A 3,243-nucleotide genomic window follows, 5' to 3' on the forward strand; every position below is an offset into this window, starting at 1 on the left:
CACTATCTGCGTCCGAATCACTATCTGCGTCCGAATCACTATCTGCGTCCGAATCACTATCTGCGTCCGAATCACTATCTGCGTCCGAATCACTATCTGCGTCTGCATCACTGTCTGCATCTGAGTCGCTATCTGCGTCGGAATCGCTGTCTGCATCGGCGTCGGCGTCTGAGTCAGAGTCATCTCCATCTGCTCCACCGTCACCAGAGCGAACTATATTTTCATTATCCCAATAATAAGACTTTTTGCTTCCACCATAAATGTCACTATTTGTTTCTATAACACGAGTCTTAACATTTTCGCCACTATCGTCATATTCACCATCGATTGTAATTACAAATGTTTCATTAATATCACCAAAATTGAAAGTAATTGTGTTGTCGCCGTTATCATAAACATATGGTAATACATCATCTGTAATATCAATATAATTAGGACTATTAGGATCAACGTAATAGCTGTCAGTTACTTGTGCACCATCAGCTAATTTATATACTTTAAACTTAGTAACATCTTTATTCAGAATTGTACTACTTGTATTTGGATCATTATGGTACCCCTGTAAAGTCACAGTAGTGTCTCTTAAATTATTATTTTTAGAGTTTACATATATAGTTTGTTTATAAGTTCGTTCCCCAGAAGCTATATCTACTTTTGTAATGAATGAGGAAACATTTGCTCCATCTTGACCTGGAAGCCCCATCGATGGATCTCCATATTCAATATCTATATTTGAATCAAATTTTTGATTAGCTATATCAAACTGAACATCATAATTACCTGAATAAGGAGAATTTTTTCTGTCTGTCCAAATTGGTAATTCAAAAAATCCATTAATATTTTCTTTTCCATTTACGTAGTCAGTAAAGATATATCTACCATTTTTAGAAATGACATTGTATTCACCTTTTGCAACAATATCTCCATTAGCATTTTTAATATCCACTAATTTCATAGAGTTATCCGTTTTTGAATAATCAATATCTCCGTCAATCGTTAAATTATTTGGAATAACAAATGTGAAATAATCCCCTTCTTTTACAGGACCATCAACACTAAATTTGGCGCTCATATTTGAGTATCCAGAATTATTTGGATATAAAGTTTTATTATCAAAGTTAAACTCACCAACTTTTATTTGATCATTAACATCATCCTCAGAAATAGCTGCGAAAGAATATTCTTCTTTATCTTCATTCTCTTTTAAAGAAGAAGCTCCACTCTCATTATTTTCACTAGATTCGTTACTATTTGCAGAAGTCTCTGGCTTAACTGTTTCTTCACTTCCTGGCGTTGCTTCTTCTGTTTCTTCACTTGCCGGTGTTGCTTCTTCTGTTTCTTCACTTGCCGGTGTTGCTTCTTCTGTTTCTTCACTTGCTGGTGTTGCTTCTTCTGTTTCTTCACTTGCTGGTGTTGCTTCTTCTGTTTCTTCACTTGCTGGTGTTGCTTCTTCATTATTTTCAGATTGATTTATATTATCTTCAGCAACTGGTTTGTCACTACTATTGTTAGATTCTTCATTAACACTTAATTCTTCAGATTGACTATTTACAACTTGATTACTTTCATTACTATTTTGTTCATCTGCTTTTGCTTCATTACCAATTCCAAATAATAAAGCCGAACCAACTAAAATCGAAGCAGTGCCTACTGTAAACTTTCTAATTGAGTATTTATTATACCTATTTGGTATAAAATCTATCTTTTTACTACCGTGCTTCTTGTTGTTTTTCATATTTATTCCTCCTAATATGCATTGAAAAATAAAGTGACTAAACATAAAGTTCTAGCCACTTTATTTTTTAAATTATTATTTATCTTCTTTTCTACGACGACCGAATAAGAATAATGAACCCAATCCTGCTATTAAACCACCAATTAAAGTTGTATTAACTTCTGATTCTTCACCTGTATCAGGTAATTGTTTGTTATGGCTTGCTTTATGATCTTGATTATTTTCATTCAATTGATTAGCAACACCATTACCACCATTATTGTTTGAATCATTTGATGACATGCCTGCGTCTGAATCGCTGTCTGAATCTGAGTCGCTATCTGCATCTGCGTCACTGTCTGCGTCTGCATCACTATCAGAATCTGAATCACTGTCCGCGTCTGCATCGCTATCTGCGTCTGCATCACTATCAGAGTCTGAATCACTGTCCGTGTCTGCGTCGCTGTCTGCATCTGCATCGCTATCAGAGTCTGTATCGACAACAACTACAACAGATGGGTCTGATTCATTGCCATTATTATCTTTTTCAATACCTGTAATTTCATCGTCTTTATTTAAGTCTACATCAGTTGGAATATCTACAGACCAATTACCATTATCATCAATCTCAGTTTCTGAAGTACTGCCATCTGGGAAAGTAATTACTATAGTATTTCCAGGTGTACCATTTGAACCTGAAATGACAGTATCATCATTATCAATTGGATTAATTGTTGGCGCTGGTAAGTCATTTACATTTCCTACTGTTACAGGTACTTTTATGTGATCTTGTGTACCATCTGGGTATGTCACCGTTACATCTACTTCTGTTGTACCTGGTGTATTTCCGTCTGGTAATTGTGTTTCGTCATCCACCGTAATTGTTGGTTGTTCTTTATCCGCTGGATAATCTGGGATTGTCACTGAACCTGTTACATCGTCTGTTGTCGTTGGTGTGCCATTGTCTTTTGTTACACCGTCTGTTGTTGGTTCATAAGCATCATTGTCTGCTTGTTCTCCTACTGTTACAGGTACTTTTATGTGATCTTCTGTTCCATCTGGATATGTCACTGTCACATCTACTTCTGTTGTGCCTGGTGTGTTGCCATCTGGTAATTGTGTTTCGTCATCCACCGTAATTGTTGGTTGTTCTTTATCCGTTGGATAGTCTGGGATTGTGACTGAACCTGTTACATCGTCTGTTGTCGTTGGTGTGCCATGATCTTTCGTTACACCGTCTGTAGTTGGTTCGTAAGCATCATTGTCTGCTTGTTCTCCTACTGTTACAGGTACTTTTATGTGATCTTCTGTTCCATCTGGGTATGTCACTGTCACATCTACTTCTGTTGTGCCTGGTGTATTGCCATCTGGTAATTGTGTTTCGTCATCCACCGTAATTGTTGGTTGTTCTTTATCCGTTGGATAATCTGGGATTGTCACTGAACCTGTTACATCGTCTGTTGTCGTTGGTGTGCCATGATCTTTCGTTACACCGTCTGTAGTTGGTTCGTAAGCATCATTGTCTGCTT

General features: G+C 36.8%; 2 protein-coding genes. Both read right to left on the bottom strand.

Annotation, left to right across the window (positions count from 1 at the left end):
* Nucleotides 1–1,735: fibrinogen-binding adhesin SdrG C-terminal domain-containing protein (locus tag LQ677_RS14770; RefSeq protein ID WP_275583302.1), on the bottom strand; the 1,735-nt coding region annotated here is incomplete at its 3' end.
* Nucleotides 1,736–1,810: 75 nt separating this feature from the next.
* The coding region (locus LQ677_RS14460; protein WP_239749092.1) for a Rib/alpha-like domain-containing protein at nt 1,811–3,243 on the bottom strand (1,433 nt) is incomplete at its 5' end.

Source organism: Mammaliicoccus sp. Q-M61, from assembly GCF_022386055.1.
Taxonomy (GTDB): Bacteria; Bacillota; Bacilli; order Staphylococcales; family Staphylococcaceae; genus Mammaliicoccus; species Mammaliicoccus sciuri_A.